The following is a 26,760-nucleotide window of genomic DNA, read 5'->3' on the forward strand; positions in this document are numbered from 1 at the left end:
CGTTGTGTTCCTCTCGCCGCAGCACCGCCGCAGATCGTAGAGGTCCACCTGTGGCCGCGGAAGAGAGGCGGCCGAGCCCTTGATCGGCTGCCGAGACCGGTCAGGCGCGCAGCCGGCCGGCGACCGCCGCCACGTGCTCGTCGGACTCGGTAAGCGCCACCCGGACGTGCTGCCGGCCGCCCGGGCCGTAGAAGACGCCCGCAGCCGCGAGGATGCCCCGCCGGGCCAGCCAGTCGACCGTCTCCCAGCAGTCCTCGCCCCGGGTCAGCCAGAGGTAGAGCCCGGCCTCGGAGTGCTCGACGGTGAAGCCGGCGTCGGTGAACGCGGCGTGCAGGGTGTCCCGCCGGGCCCGGTAGCGCTCCCGCTGCTCGTCGGCGTGCCGCTCGTCGCGCAGCGCGGCCACCATCGCCGCCTGCACCGGCGCCGGCACGATCATCCCGGCGTGCTTGCGGACCTTGAGCAGCTCCGCCACCAGTGCCGGGTCGCCCGCCACGAATCCCGCCCGGTAGCCGGCCAGGTTGGACCGCTTGGAGAGCGAGTGCACGGCCAGTACCCCGTCGTACGAGCCGCCGCAGACTTCGGGCGAGAGCACCGAGACGGGCTCGGCGGCCCAGCCCAGCGGCAGGTAGCACTCGTCGCTGGCGACCACCGCGCCGCGCTCCCGGGCCCAGTCGACCACCTTGCGCAGGTGGGCCGCCGGCAGCACCCGGCCGGTCGGGTTGCCCGGCGAGTTGACCCAGACCAGGCGCACCCGGGACGTGGGCCCGACGGCGGTCAGCGAGTCGGCACGCACGACGGTGGCGCCGGCGAGCCGGACCCCGTCCTCGTACGTCGGGTAGGCGATCGAGGGCACCACGACGACGTCGCCGGGACCGATCCCGAGCAGGGTCGGCAGCCAGGCGACGAGTTCCTTGGAGCCGATCGTCGGCAGCACGCCGAGGCCGTCGACGCCGGCGCCGCAGGCCCGTGCCACCCAGGCCGCGATCGTCTCGCGCAGCACCGGCGTGCCAGCGGTCAGCGGATAGCCCGGCGCGTTGGACGCGTCGGCCAGCGCCCGCCGGATCACCTCGGGCACCGGGTCGACCGGCGTACCCATGGAGAGGTTTATCAGGCCCTCAGGATGCGCCGCGGCCAGTGCGGCCGCGGCGTCCAGGGTGTCCCAGGTGAACTCCGGCAGCCGCGAGGAGACCGGCGCGGGCCGGTTCAGTGGCCCTCGCCGCGCGGCGGCTGCGCGGCGACGAAGGTCGCGTCCTTCTCCACCTTGCCGATCTTCGAGGCGCCGCCGGGCGAGCCCAGCTCCTCGAAGAACTCGTAGTTGGCGCCGGTGTAGTCCTTCCACTGCTCCGGGACGTCGTCCTCGTAGAAGATCGCCTCGACCGGGCAGACCGGCTCACAGGCCCCACAGTCGACGCACTCGTCGGGGTGGATGTAGAGCATCCGGTTGCCCTCGTAAATGCAGTCGACCGGGCATTCCTCGATGCAAGCCTTGTCGAGCACATCCACGCACGGTTCGGCGATGATGTAGGTCACCGGTCTTCTCCTCCGCAAGACACGCCGCGATCACCCGCGACGGTTAGAGCCTAGTATCTCGCCGGGGAGGGGGTCGATCGTGCTCCGACAGCAGGATGTGGGACACCGGATCGTGGTGCGCCGAATCGTGGGCATTCGCGAAGGTCGCCCGCTCTTCTCGGACGCCCTCGGCGAGCTGGTCGAGCTGAGCGAAACCCATCTCACACTCGCCACCGCGCAGGGCCGGCTCCAGGTCCCCGTGGCCGAGGTGCACCGGGCCAAGCGGGTACCGCCGGCCCGCCGACCCACCGCGGCGGCCGTGGTCGAGCTGGAACTGGCCGCCGACGAGGCGTGGCCCGCCGCCGTACGGGGACGGCTCGGCGACTGGCGGCTGCGCGCCGCCGACGGCTGGACCGGCCGGGCCAACTCGGCGCTGCCCGTGGGCGACCCGGACCGGCCCCTGCCGGCCGCGCTCGACGCGGTGGAACGCTGGTACGCCGACCTCGGTCGACCGCCGATGGTCAACACCCCGCTGCCGCTCGCCGCCCCGGTGGGCGCGGAGCTGGACGCCCGGGGCTGGGTCGGCAGGCCGCCCGTGCTGGTGCAGACGGTGCCGCTGGCGGGGCTGCCGCCGGCCGCGCCGGAGCGCGCCGGAGCGCCGCCGGTCGAGCTGACCGCCGAGCCGTCGGACGACTGGCTCACCGTCGCCGCCGGCCGCAAGGGCGGCCTGCCGGACGCCGCCCGGCACGTGCTCACCGCCGTGGACCAGGTCCGCTTCGCCCACGTGTACGCCGACGGCACGCTGCTCGCCATCGGCCGGGGCACGGTCACCGGGCAGGGCCGCTGGCTCGGGCTCAGCCTGATCGAGGTGCTGCCCGAGGCGAGGCGACAGGGCCTGGCGGGCCGGATCATCCGCGCGCTGGCCGACTGGGGCGCCGCGACCGGCGCCTCCCGCGCCTTCCTCCAGGTCGAGCAGCGCAACACCCCGGCGGTGACCCTCTACCGCGCCCTGGGCTTCACCACCCACCACACCTACCTGACCCGCACCCCACCCCCCTGACCGCGCCCTCCGCGCCGTCCGCCGCCCCCGCCGCGCGGCGCCGTCGCCCGCCGCAGCGTTGATCATGAAGTTGTTGCCACCGGAAAGCGCTTACAGCGGCAACAACTTCATGATCAACGAGGTCAGAGGGGTGGGGCGGGTCAGCGGCGGACTACTCGGCGGGGCTTGGTGGCCCTCAGTTCGGCGTAGCGCTTGAGGGACTGCGAGCGGTAGTCGAGGCCCAGCGCCGTGAGGAGCAGGTAGCCGAGCAGCACGCCCACGCCGGCCGCCGCGAGGTAGAGCCAGATCTGGGCGAAGAAGGTGCCCGCGCCCCCGCCGAACGGGTTGTCGCCGACCAGCAGCGGCCCGACCAGCACCGTCAGCAGCAGCGCGATCCCGACCGCGGCGGCCAGGTCCGCGCCCCAGGCCGAGACGGGGCGACGCCTGCCCCACACGAAGGCGACCGCCGCCAGGGCCAGCCCGATCACCACGAACATCCCCAGCGACACCCGGTCGGCGGCGGCCGTGTCGTCGCCGTCGAAGCCGAACCGGGTGATCAGCCGGGCGACCACGTTGACCGCGAACAACGCGACCGCGAGAACTCCGATCGCGCGCCACCGCTCACTCATCGCACGCCTCCCGCCGTACCGCCCGCCGGAGCGGCGGGCCTCCTGGCAGGAATGTCTACCATCGGAACCTGTGCGCCGTCAGTCCCCCGACCGGACCGGTGGCGGTGCCAGGATCTGCCGGAAACCCATCACCGCGAAGGTCATCGCGCCGGCCACGATCATCGCCAGGCCGACCCAGTTGTCGCCGGTGACGAGCAGGTCCCCCTCCGCGGTGCGGACCGCCGCCACCGACATCAGGACGAACCAGGGCGTCGCGGGCAGCGCCACGGCCCACCGGCGACCGACGGCCTCGTGCGCGAACCAGCTCAGCGCGATGTTCGCGGCGATCGCGACGAGCACCGAGACGCCGATCAGGTGCCCACCGACCCGAACCGTGGCCAGCAGCAGCTCCAGCACCGCCGTGAGCGTCCCAGCGAGGACGGCGACCAGCCCGCCGGCCACCCGCAGGGCGAGGTCGAGCAGCCGCCGGGACTGCCCGGACGGCGGCGGGACGCTCTCCTGCGGGGCGGTCGACATCGACGCGACGGGCAGGGTCACCGGTTACCGGCCGCCGAGACCGGGGACCGGTCCGGACCGTCGGCGACGTCCAGCCCTGCGAAGAGGTCGTCCTCCCAGCCGTACGGGCCGCTGCCCGGTCCCCGCCCGCCCACCGCGAGGGTGTAGTACTCCACGCCCATGAACTCGCTGCCGAAGTTGCCGGCGATCGAGTAGAGCCAGGAGGCGTCGGGGATCTGGGTGGCGTGCGCGCGCATCGCCGCCTCCTTGGCGGCGTGCTGGTCCGTGGCGTCGATCCGGGCGGCGATCTGCGCGTCCGGGGTGCCGAAGGGCAGCTCCGAGATGTCCTGGATGCCGGCGAAGGGGTTGTCCGCCGACTCGGCGAAGTGGGTCAGGCCGGCCTCCAGCACGCTGAGCGGCATCGCCGTCCAGTAGACCTTCGCCGGGGCGAAGCCCTCCGCGTCGGCCAGCTCGAACGCGCGCATCGCCACCCGGTGCGCCTGGATGTGGTCCGGGTGCCCGTAGAAGCCGTTGTCGTCGTACGTGACCATGACCTGCGGGCGTACCTCCCGCATGATCTCCACCAGGTGCCCGGCGGCCTCGTCGAGGTCGGCCTGCCAGAAGGCGCGGGGGTGCTCGTTGGTGGCGAGGCCCATCATGCCGGAGTCGCGGTAACGGCCGGCGCCGCCGAGGAAGCGGTGGTCGGTGACGCCGAGCGCGGCGCAGGCGGCGGTCAGCTCGGCGATCCGCCAGCCGCCGAGCTGGTCGGCCTCGGCCGCGGCGAGCTGGGCGAGCGCCGGCACGTGGATCTCGCCCTCCTCGCCGAGGGTGCAGGTCACCAGGGTGACGTGAGCGCCGGCGGCGGCGTAGTGCGCCATCGTCGAGCCGGTGCCGATGGACTCGTCGTCGGGGTGCGCGTGGACCAGCAGGAGGCGGCGGTCAGGCAGCGTCGTCACGCCGGTCACTCTATCCGGCGGTTCTCCTCCGCCGACCCCGACGCGTCCGCGCAGGTCGGCCACATCACCCCCGGTCCCCGCTCTACGATCTGGACTGTGGACTTTCCGGAGCTGGCCGCCCGCACCCGCCGGTTCAGCCGCGGAGCGCCGCGGGCGGTCACCGTGGCCGACGACGGCTCCCGGGTGGTCTTCCTGCGTTCGGCCGGCCCGGAGGACCCGGCCGACGCGCTCTGGCAGCTCGACGTGGCGACCGGCGAGGAGCGGCTCGTCGCCGATCCGGCGGCGCTGCTCGGGGCCGACGCCGACGCCGGCGCGCTGAGCCCGGGCGAGCGCGCGCTGCGCGAGCGGCTGCGGCTGAGCGCCTCCGGCATCGGCTCCTACACGCTTGACGGCGCCGGCCGGGTGGCGGTCTTCGCGCTGGCCGGGCGGCTGTTCCGGGCCGACCTGGTGCACGGCGACGTGGTCGAGGTGGCCACCGTCGGCCCGGTGCTCGACCCCCGGCCCGATCCCACGGGGCAGCGCCTGGCGTACGTCACCGACGCCGCCGAGGGGGTCCGGCGGGGGCAGCTGCGGGTGGTCGAGCACGACGGCACGGACACCCTGCTGGCCGGCGAGGACTCCGGGGTGACCTGGGGGCTGGCCGAGCACATCGCGGCCGAGGAGTTCGACCGCTACCGCGGCTACTGGTGGGCGCCGGACGGTCGTTCGGTGCTGGCCGCCCGGGTGGACGAGTCCCGCGTGGAGCGCTGGCACCTGCACGACCCGGCCGACCCGGCGAGCCCGCCGACCACCGTCGCGTACCCCCGGGCGGGCACCGCGAACGCCGAGGTCAGCCTGCACCTGCTGGATCTCGACGACGGCTGGGTCGACGTGCACTGGGACCGGGAGACCTACCCGTACCTGACGGCCGTGCACTGGGCCGACGGGGGCCCGCTGATCACCGTGCTGCGCCGCTCCCAGCAGCACGGCCTGGTGCTCGCCGTCGACCCGCGCACCGGCGAGACCCAGGTGCACGCCGAGCTGGCCGACCCGCGCTGGGTGGAGCCGATCCCGGGCACCCCGGCGCACCTGCCGGACGGCCGGGTGCTCGTCGGCGGCGAACTCGCCCACGACGGGTACGACGCCCGCTGCCTCTTCGCCGACGGCACCCTGCTCACCCCGCCCTCGCTCTACGTGCGGCGGGTGGTGGGGCGGCTGCCGGGCGGCAGCGGCCCGGCCGACCTGCTGGTGGAGGCGAGCGACGGCGAGCCGAGCGAACGGCACCTGTTCCGGGTGCGCACCACCATCGGCGGCGGCGTGGACGCCCGCCGGATCACCACCGACCCGGGCTGGCACACCGCCGCCGTGGGCGGGGACGTGCTGGTGGTGGGGTGCGCCTCGCTCGACCACCCGGGCGTCCGGTGGACGGTGCGTCGGGGCGAGCAGGAGGTGGCCGTGCTGCGTTCGCTCGCCGCCACCCCGCCGTACGCGCCGCTGCCGCTGCTGGAGCGGGTCACCGACCGGCGGCTGCCGACGGCCGTGCTCTACCCGGACAACTACGTCACCGGCCGGCGGCTGCCGGTGCTGCTGGACGTCTACGGCGGGCCGGGGCACCAGGAGGTGCTCGCGGCCCGCGCGGCGTGGCTGGAGCGGCAGTGGTGGGCCGACGCCGGCTTCGCGGTCGTCACCATCGACAACCGGGGTACGCCGGGGGTGGCCCCCTCCTTCGAGAAGGCGATCCACCGGCGGATGGCCGACGTCGTCCTGCTCGACCAGGTGGACGCGCTCACCGCGTTGGCCGGCAAGCACCCCGACCTGGACCTGGAGCGGGTGGCGGTGCGGGGCTGGTCGTTCGGCGGCTGGCTGGCCGGGCTGGCGGTGCTGCGGCACCCGGAGCTGTTCCGGTGCGGCATCGTGGGGGCGCCGGTCACCGACTGGGCGCTGTACGACACGGCCTACACGGAGCGCTACCTGGGCCTGCCGGACGACGGCACGGACATCTACGCGCACCACTCGCTGGTGGAGCTGGCCGGCGAGCCCGTGCCGGCCGGGGAGGCGGCCCGGCCGCTGCTGCTGGTGCACGGCCTGGTCGACGACAACGTGGTGGCCGCGCACACGCTGCGGCTGTCGGCGGCGCTGCTGGCGACCGGCCGGCCGCACTCCGTGCTCCCGCTGACCGGGGCCACCCACATGGCCGCCGGCGGCATCGCCGAACGCCTGCTCAGGCTGGAACTCGACTTCGTCCGCCGGCACCTCTAGCCGCGCCCCGGCGCGGCCGTCCCCGCCGCCACGGGCCGCCCGGGTGGCGGGCCCGCCGAGCAGTCGCGGGTCGGTCGGGCGGTGGCGTCGCCGAGCAGTCGCGGGCAGCCCACCGACACGGCGACCCCCGGCCGACGTCGTTGTCGACCGGGGGTCGGTCCGTGCGTGTCACCGCTGGGGTGTCAGCGCGTCACGGGTGTTGTCACTGCTTGACGTACGCGTCCACGAAGCTCGGCCAGCCGAAGATGCTGCCGATGAAGATGCCGCCGGCCTTCTCGCCGTGCGCGATGGAGACCACCTCGACGTAGAGCGGCACCGCCGGCGCCGTCTCCTTCATCAGCCGCTCGTCGATCTTGCTCCACTCGTCGGCCTGCTTGGCCGGGTCGAGCGCGAGGATCCGGTCGAACTCCGCGTTGAGCGCCTCGTTGTTGAGCTGCGAGGTGTTGCTGTTGCCCTCGGCCTTGATGCCACGGCCGTCGAAGAGCACCGGCAGGATCGACGCGCCGCTGGGCCAGTCCGCCGCCCACGAGTCGACCCAGAGGTCGTACGGGTTGTCCTTCTTCTTCACCGTGTCGAGGTAGCCGTCCTCGGGGATCGTCTTGATCGTGACGGTGAAGCCGGCCTTCTCCAGCGCGTTCTTGATCTGGGTGGCCCGCTCCTGGGAGCTGGTCACGTCGGAGGTGAGCAGCACCAGGTTCTGCGTCTTGCCGGCGAGCAGCTCCTTGGCCTTCTCCGGGTTGCCGCCGTCGCCGGCCGGGTACGCGTCGAACTGCTTGTAGCCGAGCGTGGTGGGCGGCAGCAGCGTGGTCATCGGCACGGCGCCGTAGGGGCCGCCGAGGTTCTTGGTGATGCTGGTGCGGTCGATCGCGTGGTTGATCGCCTGCCGCACCGACAGGTCGGTGACCCGGGCGGTGTTGATGCTCAGGCGGTACGCGTTCGGCGTGGCCGCGACGATCATCCGCTCCTTGAGCTTGGGGTCGCCGGTGACCTTGGCGAGCAGCTCCGACGGGACACCGCCGGTGGCGACCGCCGCGGCGTCGTTGCCGGTGCCGGCGAGCACCCGGTTGGTCTGGGCGGCCTGGTCCGCGCCCAGCGACCAGACGAACTTGTCCGGGTACTGGTGGCGCACGGCGTCGGTGGCCGGGTCCCAGTGCTCGTTGCGCTCGAGCACGATCTCGACGCCCGGGGTGTGCTTGGTGAACTTGTACGGGCCCGAGGAGAACGGCTGGTTGTCCAGGTTGACGCCGGTGTCCTTGTCGGCCGGCAGCGGCGCGGTGGCCGGCAGCGAGACGGCGAACGGCAGGTCACAGCGGGGCTTGTTGAACTCGAAGCGCAGGGTCTTCTCGTCGGGCGTGGTCAGCCCCGGCGGCAGCGAGGTCTTGTTGGCCTTGAAGTCCCACTTGGTGTCGTACTGCGGGCTGTCGACCAGCCACTCCTGGAGGTAGGTCGGGCCGCCGGTGAGGTCCGGGTCGAAGGACCGGGCGATGCCGTACGCGATCTCCTTGCTGGTGATCGGCCGGCCGTCCTCGAACTTCACCCCCTGCTTGACCTTGAACTCCCAGACCTTGCAGTCGTTGTTGACGTTGGTGCCGGGGGTCTCGGCCAGGTCGCCGACCAGGGTGACGTTGCCCTTGCCGTCGTCCTTGAACGTGGTGAGGAAGCGGGCGTAGAGCTGGCTTCCCATCAGGCCGGCGAACGAGTAGATCCGCTGGGGGTCCATGTGGGAGATCTTGTTCTCCCGCAGGATGTAGAACGTGCCGCCCTTGGCCGCGCCGGGCACCTCCGGCGCCGGGCCGAGAGAGTCCTTGGGGTCGGTCGCGATGGCACCGGTGCGCGGCTTGGTGGTGTCCACCCCGCCGGTGTCGTCACCGGTGTTCTCGCTGCACGCACCGAGGGAAACCATCAGTGCGATCGCACCGCCCAGGGCGGTGACGCGTCTTGCTCGCATACTCACTCCTCCGGATCGCCGATGAAGGAAAGCTTCGCCTAGCCTTCAATGACGGTAAATTTCGAGCAGATAACGGGGCTACAACGATCGGCACCCGGCACGCCTCGGGTCAGCCGAGGCGCACCCGGGGGTCGATGAACGCGTAGAGCAGGTCGACGAGCATGTTGGCGACGACCACGAACAGCGCGGCGATCAGCACCGTCCCCATGATGGTCGGCAGGTCCCCCTGGCTGACCGCCTCCACCGCCGTACGCCCCAGCCCCTGGATGCCGAAGGTGGTCTCGGTGATCACCGTGCCGCCGAGCGCCGTGCCCACGTCGAGACCGGCGATGGTGACGATCGGCGTGATCGCCGCCCGCAGCGCATGCTTGCCGTACACCTGCCGTTTCGGCATGCCCTTCGCCCGGGCCGTACGCACGTAGTCCTCGGAGAGCGTCTCCAGCATCTGGGCCCGGGACAACCGGGCGTAGATCGCGGAGAAGAGCAGCGCCAGGGTGACCCAGGCCAGCACCAGCCCCCGCGCCCACTCCACGGGATTCTCGAACAGCGACGTGTACCGCGGTGTGGGCAGGATCCGCAGGGTGTAGACGAAGATCAGCAACAGGACCGCGCCGACGAAGTAGAGCTGGAGCGAGGCGAAGGTCAGGGTGAGGCCGATCGAGATCCGGTCCAGCAGCGAGCCGCGCCGCAGGGCCGAGACCATGCCGAGCCCGACCCCGATGGCGAGCCACAGCACCGCCGCGGGCAGGACGATGCTCAACGTCACCGGCAGCACCCGGGCGAAGGTGTCGGTGACCGCCTCGCTGTTGACGTACGAGTAGCCGAGGCAGGGCGCCGCGCACTCGCCGCCCTGGGCGCTGCCCAGGTCGCGGCCGACGAAGATGCCCTTCATGTAGTCGGCGTACTGCTGCACCTTCGGCTCGTTGAGCCCCAACTCCGTCCGCACCCGCTCCAGACGCTCGGCGTTGCAGTTCTTCGGGCACATGCCGGTCACCGGGTCGGCGGGCAGCGCGAAGAACAGCAGGAAGCTGACCACACTCACCGCGAACAGCACCGAGATCGCCAGCAGCACCCGCTTCACCAGGAAGCGCACCATGCGCAGTACCCCTTACCGTGACGACTTCGGGTCGAGCGCGTCACGCAACGCGTCGCCGAAGAGGTTGAACGCCAGCACGAGCGCGAAGATCGTGATGCCGGGGAAGAAGACGTAGGCCGGGTCGGTCTGCAGGTAGTCGATGCTCCGGTAGATCATCCGGCCGAAGCTGGGTACCGACTCGGGTAGCCCGACGCCGAGGAAGGACAGCGCCGCCTCGCTGGTCACGTACGACGGCACCAGCAGCGAGAACGACACCAGGATCGGGGCCCAGATGTTCGGCAGCAGCTGCCGGAAGAGCATGTGCCCCAGCCCCGCGCCGCTGGCCTTGGCCGCCTCCACGAACTCGCGTTCGCGCAGCGACACCACCTGGCCGCGTACCAGCCGCGCCGTGCTGGTCCAGCCGAACGCGGTGAAGACCACGATCAGCGTGGTGACCGCGAACCAGGTCGGCACCTCGTCGCGCGGACCGTAGAAGCGCAGCGAGAACGTCGGCACCACGGCCAGCGCGAAGATCAGGAACGGCATCGCCAGCGCCACGTCGGTGATCCAGCTGATCACCGCGTCGACCACCCCGCCGAGGTAGCCGGCGAGGATCCCGAGGACCACGCCGATCGTCGTGGTGATCAGGGCCGCGCCGAGCGCGATCAGCAGCGAGGTGCGGATGCCGTAGATCATCCGCATGAAGATGTCCCGGCCCAGGCCGGGCTCCAGACCGAACCAGTGGTCGCCGCTGATCCCACCGACGTATCCCAGCGGCATCCCCGTGCTGTCCAGCAGCTCGCCGAACTGCTCGTTCGGGGTCACCCCGTAGAGCCGCTGGACCAGGGGCGCACCCACCGCCAGCAGCACGAAGAAGACCAGCACCACGCCGCTCACCAGGGCGGTGCGGTCGCTGCGCAGCCGGCTGCGGACGAGCTGGCCCGGCGAGCGGCCGACCAGCGTCTTACCCTCGCCGGCGTCGCCGCCGGATTCGATCTCGGCCAGCGCCGTGCCCTCGACCGGGGACAAGCTCACTTCGCCACCTCCTCGGCGGTCGTGCCGACCCCGGCCGTCCCGGGGTCCACCGGCCGCGCGTCGTCGCCGGCCGGTCCCGTGGTGGCGCCGACCGGCCCCGTCTCGGGGAAGTGGCAGGCGGTGGCCTGTGCGCCGCCGTCGCGCGACACCAGCGCCGGCTCCTCGGTGGCGCACCGCTCCTGCGCCTTCCAGCACCGGGTGCGGAAGCGGCAACCCGACGGCGGGTCCAGCGGCGTCGGAACGTCCCCGGAGAGCCGGATCCGACCCGCCGCGCCGAGCTGGGTGACGTCGGGGATGGCCGAGAGCAGGGCCCGGGTGTACGGATGCTGCGGGCGTTCGTAGATGTCGTCCCGGTCGCCGATCTCGACGACCTTGCCGAGGTACATGACGGCGACCCGCTGGCAGAAGTGCCGCACCACGGCCAGGTCGTGGGCGATGAAGACGAACGCCAGACCGAGGTCGCGTTGCAGGTCGCGCAGCAGGTTGACCACCTGCGCCTGGATCGACACGTCCAGGGCGGAGACCGGCTCGTCGGCGACGATCAGCTTGGGTTGCAGGGCGAGCGCGCGGGCGATGCCGATGCGCTGCCGCTGGCCGCCGGAGAACTCGTGCGGGTAGCGGTTGTAGTGCTCCGGGTTCAGCCCGACCAGCTCCAGCAGCTCCTGAACCCGCTTCTTCACCCCGCCCGGCGGGGTGATCCCGTTGACCTGCAACGGCATCGCCACGATCCGGCCCACCGTGTGCCGGGGGTTCAGCGACGCGTACGGGTCCTGGAAGATGATCTGGAGGTCCTGCCGCAGCGCCCGCAGCTCGCGGCGGCCCGCGTGGGTGATGTCCCGCCCCGCGAACTCGATGCTGCCCGCCGAGGGCTCCAGCAGGCGCACCAACATCCGCCCGGTGGTCGTCTTGCCGCAGCCGGACTCGCCCACCAGGCCGAGCGTCTCGCCCGGGCGCACGTCGAAGTCCAGCCCGTCCACGGCCCGGACCAGGCCGCTGCGCCGCAGCCCGTTGCGCACCGGAAAGTGCTTGGCCAGCCCGCGCACCCGCAGCAGCGGCTCCACCGGCTCCTTGATCTCCACATTCATCGGGCCACTCCCACCTGGGCGATGTCCTCCGCGTACAGCCGGGTCCGGTCGTCGGCGGAGAGGTGGCACGCCACCAGGTGGCCGGGCGCGCCCGCCGGGCGCAGCTCCGGGACCTCGGTGCGGGACCGGTCGCCGTTGCGGTCGGCGTAGCGGCAGCGCGGGTGGAAGGCACAGCCGGACGGCAGGTTGATCAGGCTCGGCGGGTTGCCCTTGATCGGCACCAGGTCCGCGTCCGCGTCGCCGTGCAGCGAGGGCACGCTGGAGAGCAGACCCCAGGTGTACGGGTGCTGCGGCCGGCGGAGCACCTGCTCGACGCTGCCGTGCTCGACGGCCCGCCCGCCGTACATGACCAGCACCTCGTCCGCGACCTGGCTGACCACGCCCAGGTCGTGGGTGATCAGGATGATCGCGGAGTTGAACTCGGCCTGGAGGTCGGCCAGCAGGTCGAGGATCTGCGCCTGCACCGTCACGTCCAGGGCGGTGGTCGGCTCGTCGGCGATCAGCAGGTCCGGGTCGTTGACCAGTGCCATGGCGATCATCGCCCGCTGCCGCATGCCGCCGGAGAACTCGTGCGGGTACTGGTCGAAGCGGCGGGCCGGCTGCGGGATGCCGACCCGGCCCAGCATGTCCACCGCGCGCTGGCGGGCCTCGCGCTTGCCGGCCTTCGGGTGGTGCACCCGGTACGCCTCGGCGATCTGCCGGCCCACCGTGTAGTACGGGTGCAGCGCGGACAGCGGATCCTGGAAGATCATCGCCATGTCCCGGCCGCGCAGCCGGCGTACCTCCTCGTCCGGCAGGCCGACGAGCTGGCGGCCGCCGACGGAGATCTCCCCGGTGATGCTGGTCCGCTTGGCACTGTGCAGCCCGAGGATGGCCAGCGAGGTGACGCTCTTGCCCGAGCCGGACTCACCGACGATGCCGAGGGTGCGTCCCCGGGCCACCTCGAACGACACCCCGTCGACGGCGCGCACCACGCCGTCCTCGGTGTCGAACCGGACCCGCAGGTCGCTCACCCGCAGGTAGGGGTCCTGGCCGGAGCGCTGCTCCGGCACGTTGGGGCGGTCCGGTTTCCCGGACGGCGCCGACTCCGGCCTGTCCACGACCGCCTCCCTCAGCGACGAAGAGAACTTACAGGAAAGCACTGAGGGTGAAAATAAGCTACATAACCGGAGCTGTCAGCGGGCCACAGCGTAACGACTCTGCAACGGGCGTGAACAGCCCTCACCTCGGCATTCACCGGCGTTGACCTCACGCCCCCGGACAGCGGGTGCGACGATGGGCCCGGCAGTCCCGCAACGATGTCCCCCGACACGAGGTGGAGGTGACGATGACCGCGGCGGTGTTCGGCCACGACGGCCCGTGGAGTGAAGAGGAGTACCTCGCCCTCGACGAGACGCAGCAGCGCGTCGAACTCTTCGACGGGAGCCTTCACGTGACCCCAGCCCCCACGCCCCGCCACCAGAACATCTCCGGTGAGCTGCGGGCCGCCTTGCGAGGACCGACGCGGGAAGCCGGCTTCCGCGTCCTGGAAGCGGTGAACGTCCGGCTCCGGCCGGGGCGCATCCCCATCCCGGACCTCGTCGTCACGGCCCCGATCGACCTCGACGACCCCTGGATCGAGGCGGCCGACGTGAAGCTGGTCTGCGAGATCATTTCGCCGGGCAACGCGGCCACCGACAAGGTGCTCAAGATGCACTACTACGCGGCGGCCGGCATCGAGTGGTATCTCCTGGTGGAGCAGGAGACGCTGACCGTGCACGTCTACCAGCGGCAGGGCGCCCACTACGTCGAGCGGTCGGTGACCAAGGCCGGCGAGACGCTGGAGCTGACCGAGCCGGTCCGGGCCACGATCCGGCCGGCGGACCTGCTCGCCTGACGGGCCACCGCCCCGGGACGCTTTTCGGGTGAGCCGCTCCGGTACGCCGGACAGGCGCCGGGTGAGGTTCTTAACATCCGGACATCGATCACCGTGCGGGGCTTTCCACCGGCCGGGACACACGGGACACTGCCTTGCGCGGACGGCTCGCGAAGATCGGCGTAACGTGTGTCACTTAGCTGCGCCGTATCGTCGGCGCGGTCGTTGGTGTGCGCATGACGTGGCAAGCGGGTGCGGGTCTGCCGGTCCGCGTTGCCGACCGGAACTTGATCCGCCCGTGAGGGTCCTGTCAGGGAGACGACTCTAATGACATCAACGGCAACGAGGCCGCGGGGAGCGCGGGCGCGCGCCGCCATCGCGGCGAAGACGTTGCGAACCGACCGCTGGTGGCTCGCCCCGCTGATCACCGTGATCGGGCTCAGCGCGTGGGTGGCGTACGCGACGGTCCGGGTCTTCATGCACAAGTGGTACTGGGTCGAGGACTTCCACTACCTGACCCCGTTCTACTCGCCCTGCGTGACCGAGCGGTGCGTGGAGGGCGCCTCCCACTTCGGACGGTTCCTGCCCGGCTGGTGGATCATCCCGGACGCGGCGCTGACGCTGCCGTTCCTGCTGCTGTTCCGCCTCACCTGCTACTACTACCGCAAGGCCTACTACCGGTCGTTCTGGCTGTCGCCGCCCGCCTGCGCGGTCCCCGACGGGCACAAGTCCTACGGCGGCGAGACCCGGTTCCCGCTGCTCGGCCAGAACCTGCACCGCTACTTCTTCTACGCCGCCGCGATCATCTCGCTGATCAACACCTGGGACGCGGTCCTGGCCTTCCACTCCCCCAAGGGCTTCGGGTTCGGGCTGGGCAACATCGTCCTGCTCGTCAACGTGGTGATGCTCTGGGCGTACACGATCTCCTGCCACTCGTGCCGGCACATCATCGGCGGGCGGCTCAAGCACTTCTCCAAGCACCCGGTGCGCTACCGGGCCTGGAGCTTCGTCTCCGCCCTGAACGTCCGGCACATGCAGCTCGCCTGGATCACCCTCGGCACGCTGGCCCTGACGGACTTCTACGTCATGGCGGTCGCGGCCGGCTGGTTCAACGACCTGCGGTTCATCAACTAGAGGGCCCCTGACATGACCAACACAACGCGAATCGAACGACACCACTACGACGTCGTCGTGATCGGGGCCGGTGGCGCCGGCCTGCGCGCGGCGATCGAGGCCCGCCTCGCCGGCAAGAAGACCGCGATCATCTCCAAGTCGCTGTTCGGCAAGGCACACACGGTGATGGCCGAGGGCGGCGCCGCCGCCGCGATGGGGAACGTGAACAGCCGGGACAACTGGCAGGTGCACTTCCGCGACACGATGCGCGGCGGCAAGTTCCTCAACAACTTCCGGATGGCCGAGCTGCACGCGAAGGAGTCGCCGCAGCGCATCTGGGAGCTGGAGACGTACGGTGCGCTCTTCGACCGCACCAAGGACGGGAAGATCTCGCAGCGCAACTTCGGTGGCCACGAGTACCCCCGCCTGGCGCACGTCGGCGACCGGACCGGCCTGGAGCTGATCCGCACCCTCCAGCAGAAGATCGTGTCGCTCCAGCAGGAGGACAAGCGCGACCACGGCTCGTACGACGCCCGGATCAAGGTCTTCTCCGAGACCACGATCACCGAGCTGCTGCTCGACGGCGACCGGGTCGCCGGCGCGTTCGGCTACTACCGGGAGTCCGGCGAGTTCGTCCTCTTCGAGGCGCCCGCGGTGGTGCTGGCGACCGGCGGCGTCGGCCGCTCCTACAAGGTCACCTCGAACTCCTGGGAGTACACGGGTGACGGGCACGCGCTCGCGCTGCGGGCCGGCGCGACGCTGATCAACATGGAGTTCCTCCAGTTCCACCCGACCGGCATGGTCTGGCCGCCCTCGGTGAAGGGCATCCTGGTCACCGAGTCGGTGCGCGGCGACGGCGGCGTGCTGAAGAACTCCGACGGCAAGCGGTTCATGTTCGACTACGTCCCCGACGTCTTCCGCAAGCAGTACGCGGAGACCGAGGAGGAGGCGGACCGCTGGTACACCGACCCGGACAACAACCGGCGCCCGCCGGAGCTGCTGCCGCGTGACGAGGTGGCCCGGGCGATCAACAGCGAGGTCAAGGCCGGGCGGGGCACGCCGGCGGGCGGGGTCTACCTGGACATCGCCTCCCGCAAGCCGGCGGAGGAGATCCGCCGCCGCCTGCCGTCGATGTACCACCAGTTCAAGGAGCTGGCCGACGTCGACATCACGAAGGAGCCGATGGAGGTCGGGCCCACCTGTCACTACGTGATGGGCGGCGTCGAGGTCGACCCGGACAGCGGGGCCGCGTTCGGCCACGTGCGGGGGCTCTTCGCCGCGGGCGAGGTGTCCGGCGGCATGCACGGCTCCAACCGGCTCGGCGGCAACTCCCTGTCCGACCTGCTGGTGTTCGGCAAGCGCGCGGGCGGCCACGCCGCCACGTACGCCGACAGCCTCCCCGCGCGCCCGAAGGTGGGCGTCGCCGCCGTGGAGGCCGCGGTGGAGACGGCCCTGGCCCCGTTGCAGCGGGACACCGGCGAGAGCCCGTACACCCTCCAGCAGGACCTCCAGGCGGTGATGGGCGACCTGGTCGGCATCATCCGGCGCGAGGGCGAGCTGGTCGACGCGCTGGGCAGGCTGGCGGAGCTGCGGGAGCGGGTGGCGAAGGTCAGCGCGAGCGGCGGCCGGCGCTACAACCCGGGCTGGCACCTGGCGCTCGACCTGCGCAACATGCTGGTGGTCTCGGAGTGCACCGCGAAGGCGGCGCTGGAGCGGCGGGAGTCGCGCGGCGGGCACACCCGGGAGGACCACCCGGCCATGGATCCGGCGTGGCGTCGGGTCAACCTGGTCTGCTCCCTCGACGGCGACACGGTGCGCCTGGAGCGCAAGCCGCTGCCGAGGATGCGCCCGGAGCTGATCGGCCTCTTCGACCGCGCGGAGCTGGCCAAGTACCTCACGGACGAGGAACTCGCCGAGTTCGACGCCCAGGTCGCCGACGTCGAGACCGAGAAGGAGCGCTGACGCATGGGTAACCAGAACCCCCAGGGGCCCGGGAAGCCGGGCGCGAAGCGCCAGTTCCGCATCTGGCGCGGCGACGAGAACGGCGGCGACCTCCAGGACTACATGGTGGAGGTCAACGAGGGCGAGGTCGTCCTCGACGTCATCCACCGGCTCCAGGCGACCGACGCCCCCGACCTGGCCTGCCGCTGGAACTGCAAGGCCGGCAAGTGCGGCTCCTGCTCGATGGAGATCAACGGCAAGCCGCGGCTGAGCTGCATGACCCGGATGTCCACCTTCACGGAGGACGAGACGGTCACGGTCACCCCGCTGCGCACCTTCCCGGTGATCCGGGACCTGGTCACCGACGTCTCGTTCAACTACGAGAAGGCGCGGGAGACGCCGGCGTTCGCGCCGCCGGCCGACCTGGCGCCCGGCGAGTACCGGATGCAGCAGGTCGACGTGGAGCGCTCGCAGGAGTTCCGCAAGTGCATCGAGTGCTTCCTGTGCCAGAACGTCTGCCACGTGATCCGCGACCACGAGGAGAACAAGCAGGCGTTCTCGGGGCCGCGGTACTTCATCCGGGCGGCCGAGCTGGACATGCACCCGCTGGACGCGAAGAGCGACCGCAAGGAGTACGCGCAGGCCGAGCAGGGCCTCGGATTCTGCAACATCACCAAGTGCTGCACCGAGGTCTGCCCCGAGCACATCAAGATCACCGACAACGGGATCATCCCCATGAAGGAACGGGTCGTCGACCGCAGGTACGATCCCCTCGTGTGGCTTGGTAGCAAGATCTTCCGGAGGGGTCAGGTGCCTCAGACCATCGTGACCAGCGAACACGCCAGCGGCGCGGTGCGCGGCAGCGCGGCCCACGGGGGCGTGCACTCGCACGCGGGCGGCTCCCACGACCCGCGGGCCGAGGTGCAGGCGCAGCGCGGCGTCAACTGGGACCGCGAGGTGCCGAGGCCGACCGCGCCCGCCGTCGACGACCACGGCCGGCTGCCGCTGACGGAGCTCACGTTCGACCGGGCGGCGGCGCCGTCGCCGTTCGGCGACGACGTGACCTTCCCGCTGCCGCCGGAGCACCTGAACTTCGCCCACCCGGAGCAGGACAAGCACTGACGTGCGCTGACGACGACGGGGGCCGCGGCTGACGCCGCCGGCCCCCGTCCTCTTTCGGCTCGGATGTCCGCTTCCGCTCAGGCGGCCAGGATGGGCCGGAGGGCCGCGACGATGGGCGCGTCGGCCGGGAGCCAGGTGACGCTGTCCAACTCGTCGGCGGAGAGCCAGCGCAGCGCCGAGTGTTCGAGGGCCTGCGGCTGGTCGTCGTGCAGCAGGCGGGCCGCGTACACCTTGAGCACCGAGCGGCCGTGGGCCATCCGGACGTTGCGGCCGACCCGGTCGCCGATCTCCACGCGCACGGCCAGCTCCTCGGCGCACTCGCGGGCGAGCGCGGCGGTCTCGCTCTCGCCCGGCTCCACCTTGCCGCCGGGGAACTCCCACATGCCCGCCACCTCGGGCGGGGCGGAGCGGGCGCAGGCGAGCACCCGGCCGTCCCTGATGATCGCCGCCCCGACGATCACCCTGAGGTCCCGTCGCTCGGCCTGCCCGCCGCCATTCGCCCGTTCGGTCCGCACGGGCGTCCAGCGTGCCAGATCAATCGGCGGTTTGGGTAGCGTGGCCGACCGTCAGGGCAGGAGAACCCGGAAGTGTGGGCGTGGACACACCCAGCATGCGAGGACAGACTAGAGGGCACCGACAAGACACGGGACGGCGACGATTTGGCCACAAGCCGGCAACGGCGCCTGGGAGGTGCGGTGATGCGCGCGCTGTTCAGCAGTCGATCCAAGCACGACTACCTCGACGACGCTCTCACCCTGCTCCCCGGCTGGATCCGCGAGGGTGAGCAGATCCGACGCACCCTCGTCATCGACGACTCGCAGCACGCCGCCCTCACCGAGCGGGTGAAGGTGGTCGCCGACGCGCTGCACCTGCGTCCGGAGATCAGCCGCCGGGCCGACCAGACCCGGATCCGGGTGGGGCACGGCAACGCGCCGCTGACCGAGGGGGAGGTCCTGCTGGCCGCCCGCATCGAGGACGCCTACCGCGCCGTCACCCAGCCCTGACCCCGTTCCGCTCGGAGCCCTGGCCCGGGCCGTCGGCCGCTCAGGCGGCGTCCTGGGGGTACCAGCGCAGCTCGACGGCGTTGCCGTCCGGATCCCGCACGTAGAGCGAGGTGGCGCTGCCCCGCGCGCCGAACCGGCCCACCGGCCCCTCGATCACCGTGAAGGCATCCGACGCGACGACCTCCGCCCAGTCCAGCGGCTCCACCACCAGACAGAAGTGGTCGACGTTGGATTCGCCCCGGTCCCGGCGCACGAGGTCGATGATGGTCCCCGCGTCGATGCGTACCGAGGGGAACGGGACCGCGCCGGCCCGCCACTCGTCGACCCGCACCGGGGCCAGGCCGAGCAGCCCGCAGTAGAAGTCCAGCGCGCGCTCCACGTCGGTCACGTTGAGCACCAGATGGTCGAAGCCCGTGACCCGCACCGCGCTCACCTGACCTCCAGCGCGTGGGCCTGGCGCAGCCAGTCGGTGAACAGGGCGGGGTCGAGATCGGCCAGGTAGTCGGTGACTGTCGTCGTTTCCATGCCCCTCACGATCCGCCGGCCGGCCACGTCGACCAAGACGCGATCGCACTACCATCGTTGAGCCGGATTCAACGATGGGGCGGGACGTGCTGGAACGACACGAGCTGGAGACCTTCCTGACCCTCGCCGAGGAGTTGCACTTCGGCCGGACGGCGGAGCGCCTGCGGGTGACCACCGGGCGGATCAGCCAGGTGGTCAAGAAGTTGGAACGCCGCGTCGGCGCCCCGCTCTTCGCCCGCACCAGCCGGGTCGTCCAGCTCACCCCGACCGGGCGGCAGCTCGCCGAGGACCTGGAGCCGCTGGTCGCCGGCATCGACGACGCCGTACGCCGGGCCGTCGACGCGGGACGGGGCGTGACCGGGCGGCTGCGGGTCGCCTTCCTCGGCGAGTGGACCGCCCCGACGCTGCTCAAGGGCGTCGCCCTGTTCTCCCAGCGCCACCCCGACTGCCAGGTCGAGGTGCGGGAGGTGCAGCTCTTCAACTCCCGGCAGAGCCTGCTCGACGGTTCCGTCGACGTCCTGATGGCCGCGTACCCCTTCGACGGGATGGCCTGCGGGCCGGCGCTGCTGGAGGAGCGACGGTTGCTCGCGGTGACCGCCGGGCACCCGTTGACCCGGGAGGCGTCGGCCTCCCTGGAGACGCTCGGCGACCACCCGGTGGTGCAGTACCCGGCCGTGACCTCGACGGAGTTCAAGCGCGACCGCACCCCCGAGCAGACCCCGTCGGGGCGGCCGGTGCCGAAGGGGCCGGCGGGCAACACGTTCTCGGAGATGCTGACGCTGGTCGCGATGGGACGGGGGGTGCTGCCGGTGGGCGAGCACACGCGCCGCTACTACCCGCGCCCCGACGTGGCGTACGTGCCGATCCGGGACGCGCCACCGATCCGGCGGGGCCTGGTCTGGCGGGAGAGCAACGGCACGGCCCGCGTCCACGAGTTCGTGCGGGCCGCGACCGACGCGAACACGACCTGACGGGTCCCGCGCCGGGGGTGATCTTCGGTTGGCGCGCGCGGCCTACCGTGGGGGCATGGCGAACGCGACGTACGACCGCAAGGAGCAGTTCCAGCAGATCCAGAGCGGCCTGCTCCACGGAGAACAGATCATCGCCGTCTACGACGCCGTCGGCACCGGCACCGGCTTCATCGGCCTGACCGACCGGCGCGTCATCATCCAGGACCGCTCCTTCGTCGGAAAGCGGTACGCCATCACCAGCATCCCGTACTCGAAGATCACCAGCGTCAGCGTGGTCAGCAACAAGTCGTGGGGCGGCTCGTTCTTCTCCACCGGGGCCATCGCGATCCACGTCGGCACGCACACCTACGAGGTGGAGTTCCGGGGCGCCGACAAGAGCCACCACGTGCACAACGTGATCCTGCACCACATCAGCTGAGCTGGTCGGCGCGGTCCAGCAGGGCGCGGCGCTCCGCCCCGCGGTGGGCGTCGGCGGCCCGCCGGAACAGCGCGGCGGCCCGCTCGCGGTCGCCCTGCCGGGCGGTCAGTTCGGCCTCGGCGGCGACGGCGAGCGGGTAGCCGTCCAGCGCCCCGCCGGCCCGGGCGGCGGCCAGCAGCGCCAGCCCCGCCGCCGGCCCGTGCGCGTAGCCGTGCGCGACGGCGCGGTTCAGCTCGACCACCGGCGACGGCTGCCACCCGGCGAGCCGGTCGTACGCCTCGGCGATCGCGCCCCAGTCGGTGGCCTCGGCGGACGCGGCGGTGGCGTGGCAGGCGGCGATCCGGGCCTGGAGGGCGTACGGGCCGTCCGCCGGGACCCTCGCGAGGATGCCGACGCCCTCGGCGATCGCGGCGTGGTCCCAGCGGGCGCGGTCCTGCCGGTCGAGGGTGAGCAGGTTGCCGTCGCGGTCGCGGCGGGCGTTGCGCCGGGAGTGCTGGAGGAGAAAGAGGGCCAGCAGGGCGGCCACCTCGGGCTGGCCCGGCATCAGCCGGTCGAGCAGCCGGGCCAGGCGGATCGCCTCGTCGGCGAAGGCGGGCTCGCCGTCGGCGTCGTAGCCCCGGGTGAAGAGCAGGTACAGCACGGCCAGGACGCCGGGGAGCCGCTCCGCGAGCATCGGGCCGGTCGGCACCCGGTACGGAATGCCGGCGGCGGCGATCTTCGCCTTGGCCCGGGTGAGCCGCCGGGTCATGGTCGACTCGGTGACCAGGAAGGCCCGCGCGATGTCGGCGGTCGACACCCCGCAGACCGTACGCAGCGTCAGGGCGACCCGCGCCTCCAGCGCCAGGGCCGGGTGACAGCAGGTGAAGACGAGCCGCAGCCGGTCGTCCACGATCTCCCCCTCCCCCGCCGTTCCCGGCGCGGGCTCCGGTCCGGTCAGCGTGAGGACGGCCAGCTCACGCAGCTTTCGCCGCTCGACCGAGGATCGCCGGAGCACGTCGATCGCGCGGTTGCGGGCCACCGTCATCAGCCAGCCGCCCGGGTTGGCGGGCACGCCCTCCACCGGCCATCGGGCCAGCGCGAGCGCCGACGCCTCCTGGGCGCAGTCCTCGGCCAGGGTCCAGTCGCCGGTCACCCGGATCAGCGTCGCGACGATCCGGGCGTACGACCCGGTGCTCGCGGTGGCGACGGCGTCGGCCACCGCGAGCCGGTCGGTGGGGCCGTCAGCCACCCAGGCTGACGATCGGGCGTAGTTCGAGCCGGCCCTCGCGCGCCATCGGGTGGGCGCGCGCCACCTCGATCGCCTCGTCCAGGTCGGCGCACTCCAGCAGGTCGAAGCCCACGATGACCTCCTTGGTCTCGGCGAACGGGCCGTCGGAGACCAGCAACTCCCCGTTGCGGACGCGGACCGTGGTGGCCGCCGTCGTCTCCGCGAGGGCGTCGCCAGTCAGCCGCCGGCCCCGCGCGTCGTTCTCCGCCACCCATGCCTGGATGTCCGGCCAGTCGGCCCGGTCGGTGTCCGGCTCGCTGTCGGTGCAGACGAACATCAGGTATTTCATGTCGCTCCTCGATGTCGGGTACTCACCAGGGTGACGAACGGGCGACCCGGTTCCGGACGACGTGCGACCGGCGATCTCAGAATCTCGCGGGGCGGCGGGTGCACGGGCCGTCGTGGTCAGCCCGCAGCAGGCAGCGCCGGCCCTCAGGCAGCAGCGTGTCACAGAAGACCCGGTGCCGCAGGTGCTGCGCGTCCTCGGCGGAGACCGTGGTCTCGCCGGGGTCGGTCTGCGCGAGCACGCTCGCCCACCGCGCCACGACCCGCGCCAGGCGTACGGCGGAGAGCAGGTCCCTCGTGACGACCGGCAGGTGGATGACGAAACGCTCCCGGGCGGCTCTCATCAGTGTTGACCTCCAGCGAGTAGGAGGGGACGTCGACGGGCGACCGAAGGTGACGGAGGATTTCTCGTCCGAGCACTCAACGTCACTGGAACTATACGCACAGGGGCTCAGGGGCACAACCAGACCTACCGACGGGGGAACAAGGCTGAAGCGCCATGACGATCGATCCGCGCTCGCACACCCCGGTCTACGTGCAGCTCGCCGACCTGCTCCGGCAGCGCATCGAGTCGGGCGAGTTCGGTCCCGGAACGACCTTGCCGAGCGAGACGCGACTGACGCAGGAGTATGGGATCGGCCGCGAAGCCGTGCGCATGGCGACCTCGTTGCTCCGGTCCGAGGGGCTGGTCAGCACGGTGCGGGGCCACGGCACCCACGTGCGGGAGACGCCGGTGCGCCGGCCGGTCGAAGTGCCTCCCGGCGCGACGGTGGTCGCGCGGATGCCCACGGGCGAGGAGCGGCGGAGCATGCAACTCGACGAGGGCGTGCCGGTGCTGGAGGTTCGCCACCCGGAGGGCACCACGGAGGTGCTGGCCGGCGACCAGGTCGAACTGACCCGTCCCACCCACTGACCCGCCCCACCGCTGGCCCGCCCCACCCGCTGACCGCCACCAACGCCCGGCCGCACGTCCTGCTGCACCGCGAGTGGAACACCATGTACGTCAAAACGCCTGTTTGACACCCGTGGCGTTCCACTCGTCCCGGCGGCTGCGGGCTAGCGGGGCGTTCGGGCAACGTCGGGCGGCGGGCAACGTCGTGGGCGGCGGGCGGCGGAGCGGGTCGGGGCGCGTCGGGGCGCGTCGGCGCGGGGCGGGTCGGCGTGGAGCAGGTCGGTGGCGGCAGCGGTCACTGCTGGTCTAGCAGGAACGGGGTGTCCGGGCAGCTCAGGCACACGAAGATGCGCAGCGCGCCGTGCCGGCCGACGACGACCCCGGTCGGCTCGTACGGGTCGTGGTCGGGCTCGCCGTCCGGCCGTGTCGGCTGCCACCGGCCGGTGCCCCGCTCGGATGAGGCGACGACGAGGGTCAGCGTGGTGGGGCCGGCGCAGCGGGGGCACGGTGTCGGGCGCAGGTCGGTGAGGCTCCAGTCGGCGTAGCCGCCGACCTTCCAGCCGGGCGCCATGACGGTGTCGACGTAGTTGTCGTCGTCGTACTCGCACTCCTCGTCCTGCTCGTCGACCAGCGTCCGCAGGGCCTCCGGCAGTTCCTGCGGGTACGGGTACTCGACGACCTGCTCCGGGTGCAGCCGGCACGGCCGGGGCACGTACCCGTCGTTCCCGATCTCGCCGCGCGGCGGCTGACCGAGGAGATCGGTCACGTCCGCCTCCCGCCGCCAGCGCAGCTCCACCGTCGGCCCCCACGGGCCCTCGGCGTGCTCGAACGGGCACCACAGCACCTGCAACAGGTCCGCTCCGCCGGGGCGCGGCAGGTCGGGGACGTCCTGCGCGCGCAGTTGCGCCAGGGGGACCATCGGGTTCGGCACGGGGTGCGGTCGTGGCACGTACCGGTGGCCGACGACCGGGCCGCCACCGCGCGAGCCCCAGCCGACGAAACCCGGGCCGATCAGGGCGGCGATCTCGTCGCGCAGCTCGACCTCGCCCTCGGCCAGGACGTGGGACTGCGTGCGCCGGCGCTCGGCCGCCCGCATCCGCTCCACCAGCTCGGCCGGGACCGGCACCTCCTCGTGCACCATGTGCGGCGCCTCGCAGGTGGGCCAGGGCTCGTCGGCGGGCCAGAGCAGCGGCCCGCCGACGTGGCTCCCGGCGGCCGTGACCGCCCCGGGGCGCGGGTGCAGGCGGGTCGCCGTGCGCCCCAACTTTTCCAGGCCGGGGTAGCGGGCGAGCACGTCGGGCGGGATGGGCGGGGTGATCATGGCGAGATCGTAGGTGGTCGACGGTCGACCGATCAGCCGCCGCCGACCACGTCGCAGGGGTGGGTGTCGCCCGGGTCGTACGGCGTGTCCGCCAACTCGACGGCCTGGGAGTGCTCCAGGGCGAAGTAGACGTGGGCGCAGCGCGGCTCCACCGTGGCCGCGTCACCCGCCTCGATCGTCAGCTCGGTCCGCTCGCCGGAGTCCAGGTCGCGGAACACCGCCCGGAGCCGCCCGCTGATCACGTACAGCGTCTCCGTCCTGTGGGCGTGGTAGTGGTTGCCGCGCGGCCGGGCGGCGTCCGGCCGGAACTCCAGGTACGCCAGGAAGCGGTAGGTGCCGCCGTTGACGATCTGGGCCAGCTCGCCGGCCGGCGACTGGATCCGACCGCCACCTTCCGGGATCGGCGGTGACGTCACCGGAAGCCGGCGGAGGCGTACCTTCTGCACCGCCCGATCGTAGGTCCGGCCCGGCGCCGCCCGGCCCGCGACGCGCGCAACCCGCACCGGCGGCGTCAGCGGTGCCGCCTGCCCAGCCGCCAGCCCGCCGCCGTCCAGCACGCCCCCCAGAGCAGGAAGAACGGCGACCACAGCAGCAGGTCCCACCACGCCAGGTCGCGGGCCAGGGCGGCGTGCCCGACCGGCGGCGGCCGGACGCCGGTCAGCAGCAGCGCGTCACCGACGAGGCCGTGCCCCAGCACGCCGACCGACCGGGCGATCATCAGGATGCCGAGCGTCCAGGCGACCGCCAGCAGCAGCCTGCGCGGGAGGGCCGCCGGCCAGGGGCGCAGGGTGGCCAGCGCGACCACGACACCGACGACCGCGGCGGCGGCCAGCGCCCAGTGGCTCGCCACGAACAGCGGGTCGCGGGCGAGCAGCCGTTCGCGCAGCTCCGGCGGGAGCGGATCCTTGTCGGCCAGCGCGTTGGCCCCCAGCGCCTGCGCGAGCTTCATCGCCCCGTAGGCCGAGGCGCACGCCGCCGCGCCGTACGCGCCCACCCGCGCCCGGTCAGTGCGCGGCACGTCTCGTCGCCACCACGTAGGACCGGATCGTCGCCACGAGCAGCCCGATCACGACGAGTCCGAGGACCCCGTGGTACCACTGCCAGCCCACGCCGAGGCCCACGAACCCGTCCACCACCATGATCGTCGCGCCGGCCCCGACGGCCAGCAGCATGCCCGCCAGCGCCAGCAGCATCAGGGGCCTCGGCACCCGCCGCCCCGGCGCCGTGACCGTGGCGAGGGCGAGGCAGGCGCCCGCCACCCCCGACGCGGTCGCCGACCACTGCGCGGTCGCCACGCCCATCACGTCGCGGGCGTAGCGTTCGTGCTCGGCGGCCGGGACGACCGGGCCGCCCGGGAAACCGAGCCGGGATTCGAGGGCGAAGGCGGCCTTGCCCACGGCGTACGCGAGGAAGAGCACCACCAACGCGTAGGCCGGCCAGCGCCGCGCACCGGAAGAAGCATCCATGCTCCCGACGCTAGGCCCGGCGGACCGCGCGCCGACTCCCGAGCGCGAGGGGACCGCCCTCCCCCGTGGGAGGGAGCGCGGCGCGGCAGGCCGTGCACGGCCAACGCCCATTCACGGCCCGCGTCTCGCGCCGGTCCGCAGGGTTACCGTCGAGACATGGACATTCATGGTTCTGCGGCGGAGGCCGCCTGGGTGCCGGACGCGTGCACGCTGCCGACGGCCGCGCGGCCGCTGCGGCTCGCCGAGTTCGACCGGCTCTTCCGCGACGCGGTACGCGACGTCACGCGGCTCTCCGCGCGGCACCTGCGGTTGCGGCTCGCCGGCACGGCGCAGACGGAGCAGACGGTACGGGACCTGACGGCGCGCGAGTCGACGTGCTGCTCGTTCTTCACGTTCGACCTGTCCCGATCCGGGCCGGACGCGCTGACGCTGGACATCCGGGTACCGGCGGCACACGTCGCCGTGCTCGACGGCCTCACCGACCAGGCGGCGACAGCGGCGGGCGGACGGTGACCGGGCCGGCCGCGCGGCCGCGGCGGCGGTGACGGCAGGGGCGGCGGTGACGGCAAGG

General features: G+C 72.4%; 30 protein-coding genes. 11 read left to right on the plus strand and 19 right to left on the minus strand.

Annotated elements, in window-relative coordinates; translation table 11 throughout:
* Positions 1-100: 100 nt before the first annotated feature.
* Together dapC and fdxA are read right to left on the minus strand one after the other, a co-directional pair.
* Positions 101-1,207 (minus strand): succinyldiaminopimelate transaminase, encoded by a 1,107-nt coding sequence (gene dapC, locus ACGFNF_RS26670; RefSeq protein WP_357577850.1) that lies wholly within the window; start codon positions 1,205-1,207, stop codon positions 101-103.
* Positions 1,204-1,530: a ferredoxin gene (gene fdxA, locus ACGFNF_RS26675; RefSeq protein WP_091422126.1), complete on the minus strand. Its 327-nt coding sequence runs from the start codon at positions 1,528-1,530 to the stop codon at positions 1,204-1,206. The genes dapC and fdxA overlap by 4 nt, the downstream gene beginning before the upstream one ends.
* A 79-nt stretch (positions 1,531-1,609) precedes the next feature.
* Between fdxA and ACGFNF_RS26680 the strand changes: the two genes are divergently transcribed.
* Entirely contained in the window at positions 1,610-2,569 is a 960-nt protein-coding gene (locus ACGFNF_RS26680) for a GNAT family N-acetyltransferase (RefSeq protein ID WP_393171440.1), read from the plus strand.
* A 140-nt stretch (positions 2,570-2,709) separates the two neighbouring features.
* Here the strand turns inward: ACGFNF_RS26680 and ACGFNF_RS26685 are convergent, their stop codons facing one another.
* From ACGFNF_RS26685 to mshB, 3 genes are all read right to left on the minus strand, one after another.
* On the minus strand, positions 2,710-3,177 hold the full coding sequence (locus tag ACGFNF_RS26685; protein WP_393171442.1) for a hypothetical protein: 468 nt from the start codon (positions 3,175-3,177) through the stop codon (positions 2,710-2,712).
* Positions 3,178-3,255: 78 nt separating this feature from the next.
* Positions 3,256-3,693, minus strand: a complete 438-nt coding sequence (locus tag ACGFNF_RS26690; protein ID WP_393171526.1) for a hypothetical protein — start codon at positions 3,691-3,693, stop codon at positions 3,256-3,258.
* A gap of 17 nt (positions 3,694-3,710) precedes the next feature.
* Positions 3,711-4,637 (minus strand): N-acetyl-1-D-myo-inositol-2-amino-2-deoxy-alpha-D-glucopyranoside deacetylase, encoded by a 927-nt coding sequence (gene mshB, locus ACGFNF_RS26695; protein WP_393171444.1) that lies wholly within the window; start codon positions 4,635-4,637, stop codon positions 3,711-3,713.
* Between the two features lie 87 nt (positions 4,638-4,724).
* Between mshB and ACGFNF_RS26700 the strand changes: the two genes are divergently transcribed.
* Positions 4,725-6,866 carry a prolyl oligopeptidase family serine peptidase gene (locus tag ACGFNF_RS26700; RefSeq protein WP_393171446.1) on the plus strand — a complete coding sequence of 714 codons (2,142 nt, stop codon included), beginning with the start codon at positions 4,725-4,727 and terminating at the stop codon, positions 6,864-6,866.
* A 202-nt stretch (positions 6,867-7,068) separates the two neighbouring features.
* Here the strand turns inward: ACGFNF_RS26700 and ACGFNF_RS26705 are convergent, their stop codons facing one another.
* The 5 genes from ACGFNF_RS26705 to ACGFNF_RS26725 form a co-directional block, all read right to left on the minus strand.
* Positions 7,069-8,814, minus strand: coding sequence for an ABC transporter substrate-binding protein (locus ACGFNF_RS26705; RefSeq protein WP_311410706.1), 1,746 nt, complete (start codon positions 8,812-8,814; stop codon positions 7,069-7,071).
* A 109-nt stretch (positions 8,815-8,923) separates the two neighbouring features.
* Entirely contained in the window at positions 8,924-9,910 is a 987-nt protein-coding gene (locus ACGFNF_RS26710) for an ABC transporter permease (protein ID WP_151455020.1), read from the minus strand.
* A gap of 12 nt (positions 9,911-9,922) precedes the next feature.
* Positions 9,923-10,924, minus strand: coding sequence for an ABC transporter permease (locus tag ACGFNF_RS26715; RefSeq protein WP_151455021.1), 1,002 nt, complete (start codon positions 10,922-10,924; stop codon positions 9,923-9,925).
* Positions 10,921-12,009, minus strand: coding sequence for a dipeptide ABC transporter ATP-binding protein (locus ACGFNF_RS26720; RefSeq protein ID WP_357577807.1), 1,089 nt, complete (start codon positions 12,007-12,009; stop codon positions 10,921-10,923). Before ACGFNF_RS26720 ends, ACGFNF_RS26715 begins: the two co-directional genes overlap by 4 nt.
* Positions 12,006-13,061, minus strand: coding sequence for an ABC transporter ATP-binding protein (locus tag ACGFNF_RS26725; protein ID WP_393171528.1), 1,056 nt, complete (start codon positions 13,059-13,061; stop codon positions 12,006-12,008). The genes ACGFNF_RS26720 and ACGFNF_RS26725 overlap by 4 nt, the downstream gene beginning before the upstream one ends.
* A gap of 275 nt (positions 13,062-13,336) precedes the next feature.
* Between ACGFNF_RS26725 and ACGFNF_RS26730 the strand changes: the two genes are divergently transcribed.
* The 4 genes from ACGFNF_RS26730 (at position 13,337) to ACGFNF_RS26745 (ending at position 18,040) form a co-directional block, all read left to right on the plus strand.
* Positions 13,337-13,885: a Uma2 family endonuclease gene (locus ACGFNF_RS26730; protein ID WP_393171449.1), complete on the plus strand. Its 549-nt coding sequence runs from the start codon at positions 13,337-13,339 to the stop codon at positions 13,883-13,885.
* 306 nt (positions 13,886-14,191) lie between these two features.
* The gene (locus ACGFNF_RS26735; protein WP_393171451.1) at positions 14,192-14,998 is read left to right on the plus strand and encodes a hypothetical protein; all 807 of its coding nucleotides are present in this window, start codon (positions 14,192-14,194) and stop codon (positions 14,996-14,998) included.
* A 12-nt stretch (positions 14,999-15,010) separates the two neighbouring features.
* Positions 15,011-16,939, plus strand: coding sequence for a fumarate reductase/succinate dehydrogenase flavoprotein subunit (locus ACGFNF_RS26740; RefSeq protein WP_311410711.1), 1,929 nt, complete (start codon positions 15,011-15,013; stop codon positions 16,937-16,939).
* Positions 16,940-16,942: 3 nt separating this feature from the next.
* Entirely contained in the window at positions 16,943-18,040 is a 1,098-nt protein-coding gene (locus ACGFNF_RS26745) for a succinate dehydrogenase/fumarate reductase iron-sulfur subunit (RefSeq protein ID WP_151455027.1), read from the plus strand.
* Between the two features lie 77 nt (positions 18,041-18,117).
* Here the strand turns inward: ACGFNF_RS26745 and ACGFNF_RS26750 are convergent, their stop codons facing one another.
* Positions 18,118-18,555: a (deoxy)nucleoside triphosphate pyrophosphohydrolase gene (locus ACGFNF_RS26750; RefSeq protein WP_132231036.1), complete on the minus strand. Its 438-nt coding sequence runs from the start codon at positions 18,553-18,555 to the stop codon at positions 18,118-18,120.
* Positions 18,556-18,738: 183 nt separating this feature from the next.
* On the opposite strand from ACGFNF_RS26750, the gene ACGFNF_RS26755 reads away from it, so the two are divergent.
* Positions 18,739-19,044: a 4a-hydroxytetrahydrobiopterin dehydratase gene (locus ACGFNF_RS26755; protein WP_132231035.1), complete on the plus strand. Its 306-nt coding sequence runs from the start codon at positions 18,739-18,741 to the stop codon at positions 19,042-19,044.
* 40 nt (positions 19,045-19,084) lie between these two features.
* On the opposite strand, the gene ACGFNF_RS26760 is transcribed toward ACGFNF_RS26755, so the two are convergent.
* Entirely contained in the window at positions 19,085-19,477 is a 393-nt protein-coding gene (locus ACGFNF_RS26760; RefSeq protein ID WP_393171454.1) for a VOC family protein, read from the minus strand.
* Between the two features lie 178 nt (positions 19,478-19,655).
* Here ACGFNF_RS26760 and ACGFNF_RS26765 point away from each other — a divergent pair, with 178 nt between their 5' ends.
* Positions 19,656-20,540, plus strand: coding sequence for a LysR family transcriptional regulator (locus tag ACGFNF_RS26765; RefSeq protein ID WP_393171455.1), 885 nt, complete (start codon positions 19,656-19,658; stop codon positions 20,538-20,540).
* A 55-nt stretch (positions 20,541-20,595) separates the two neighbouring features.
* Positions 20,596-20,958: a PH domain-containing protein gene (locus ACGFNF_RS26770; protein ID WP_088998502.1), complete on the plus strand. Its 363-nt coding sequence runs from the start codon at positions 20,596-20,598 to the stop codon at positions 20,956-20,958.
* On the opposite strand, the gene ACGFNF_RS26775 is transcribed toward ACGFNF_RS26770, so the two are convergent.
* The 3 genes from ACGFNF_RS26775 to ACGFNF_RS26785 all read right to left on the minus strand — a co-directional run bounded on the left by ACGFNF_RS26775 (position 20,951) and on the right by ACGFNF_RS26785 (position 22,854).
* Complete coding sequence (locus tag ACGFNF_RS26775; protein WP_393171457.1) at positions 20,951-22,186, minus strand: RNA polymerase sigma factor; 1,236 nt, start codon at positions 22,184-22,186, stop codon at positions 20,951-20,953. The two genes, ACGFNF_RS26770 and ACGFNF_RS26775, sit on opposite strands and share 8 nt — an antisense overlap.
* Positions 22,179-22,514, minus strand: a complete 336-nt coding sequence (locus ACGFNF_RS26780) for a YciI family protein (protein WP_393171459.1) — start codon at positions 22,512-22,514, stop codon at positions 22,179-22,181. Before ACGFNF_RS26780 ends, ACGFNF_RS26775 begins: the two co-directional genes overlap by 8 nt.
* Positions 22,515-22,590: 76 nt before the next feature.
* Entirely contained in the window at positions 22,591-22,854 is a 264-nt protein-coding gene (locus ACGFNF_RS26785) for a hypothetical protein (RefSeq protein ID WP_311410715.1), read from the minus strand.
* Positions 22,855-23,009: 155 nt separating this feature from the next.
* On the opposite strand from ACGFNF_RS26785, the gene ACGFNF_RS26790 reads away from it, so the two are divergent.
* The gene (locus tag ACGFNF_RS26790; RefSeq protein ID WP_393171461.1) at positions 23,010-23,423 is read left to right on the plus strand and encodes a GntR family transcriptional regulator; all 414 of its coding nucleotides are present in this window, start codon (positions 23,010-23,012) and stop codon (positions 23,421-23,423) included.
* 274 nt (positions 23,424-23,697) lie between these two features.
* Here the strand turns inward: ACGFNF_RS26790 and ACGFNF_RS26795 are convergent, their stop codons facing one another.
* The 4 genes from ACGFNF_RS26795 to ACGFNF_RS26810 form a co-directional block, all read right to left on the minus strand.
* Positions 23,698-24,723, minus strand: coding sequence for a hypothetical protein (locus ACGFNF_RS26795; protein ID WP_393171463.1), 1,026 nt, complete (start codon positions 24,721-24,723; stop codon positions 23,698-23,700).
* A gap of 32 nt (positions 24,724-24,755) precedes the next feature.
* On the minus strand, positions 24,756-25,169 hold the full coding sequence (locus ACGFNF_RS26800) for a cupin domain-containing protein (protein WP_393171465.1): 414 nt from the start codon (positions 25,167-25,169) through the stop codon (positions 24,756-24,758).
* A gap of 65 nt (positions 25,170-25,234) precedes the next feature.
* Entirely contained in the window at positions 25,235-25,741 is a 507-nt protein-coding gene (locus ACGFNF_RS26805; protein ID WP_393171467.1) for a DUF3995 domain-containing protein, read from the minus strand.
* Positions 25,728-26,189: a hypothetical protein gene (locus ACGFNF_RS26810; RefSeq protein ID WP_357577821.1), complete on the minus strand. Its 462-nt coding sequence runs from the start codon at positions 26,187-26,189 to the stop codon at positions 25,728-25,730. The genes ACGFNF_RS26805 and ACGFNF_RS26810 overlap by 14 nt, the downstream gene beginning before the upstream one ends.
* 156 nt (positions 26,190-26,345) lie before the next feature.
* On the opposite strand from ACGFNF_RS26810, the gene ACGFNF_RS26815 reads away from it, so the two are divergent.
* Positions 26,346-26,702, plus strand: coding sequence for a hypothetical protein (locus ACGFNF_RS26815; protein WP_393171469.1), 357 nt, complete (start codon positions 26,346-26,348; stop codon positions 26,700-26,702).
* The last annotated feature ends 58 nt before the right edge of the window (positions 26,703-26,760 follow it).

The organism is Micromonospora sp. NPDC048868, from assembly GCF_043198195.1.
GTDB lineage: Bacteria > Actinomycetota > Actinomycetes > Mycobacteriales > Micromonosporaceae > Micromonospora > Micromonospora reichwaldensis.